Annotated in this window: 1 protein-coding gene; it reads right to left on the bottom strand. The window is 58.6% G+C overall.

What is annotated here, in order from left to right:
- Positions 1–462: hypothetical protein (locus ABD361_RS30570; RefSeq protein ID WP_344440252.1), on the bottom strand; the 462-nt coding region annotated here is incomplete at its 3' end.
- Between the last annotated feature and the right edge of the window lie 55 nt (positions 463–517).

Below are 517 nucleotides of genomic sequence, written 5' to 3'. Positions count from 1 at the left end.
CTCAACGATTTTTTCCTGCGACTGACTACACAGGGTTGCCAGCCGGATAACCCCGGTTGCCCGTTGCGCCACCTCCAGGTCAGAATCCCCGCTCTGCGGCAGAGACAGTTTTTCTGCCCGCAGTGGCAGGGCGTCACATTTCTCGTCCGGGAGCTGGCCCCCTTTCCTGTGCAACAGATGATAAAATGGACGATTCCTAAGTGAAGTAATTAACTGTTTTTGCGACCGTTTTTTGCCTTCGAGCTGCACGATTTTTTCCTGCAGCCCGCGATAACAGTCTTCCAGCCGGCGTACCGCGGATACCAGGGGCTCCACCCGGAGCGTTGAACACCTGCCCCGTGGCAACTGCAGTTCGTCTGCCCGCAGCGGCATTGAGCTGGTTTCCCCCGGCGGGAACCGGAAACCCAGCCCACGCCACAGTCTGCTCCGGCGGATCAGATTGTGAATGTTTTTCGCATCCACGGACGAAATGTGGATTTGTCTGACCAGCGTTTCCGGGGGGAGGGGGCGGGGCCAG

The sequence above is a fragment of the Streptomyces luteosporeus genome (assembly GCF_039532865.1).
In the GTDB taxonomy this organism is placed as follows: domain Bacteria; phylum Actinomycetota; class Actinomycetes; order Streptomycetales; family Streptomycetaceae; genus Streptomyces; species Streptomyces luteosporeus.
The sequence above is the reverse complement of the archived record's forward strand: the minus strand, read 5'-3'. Positions and strand labels throughout refer to the sequence as shown.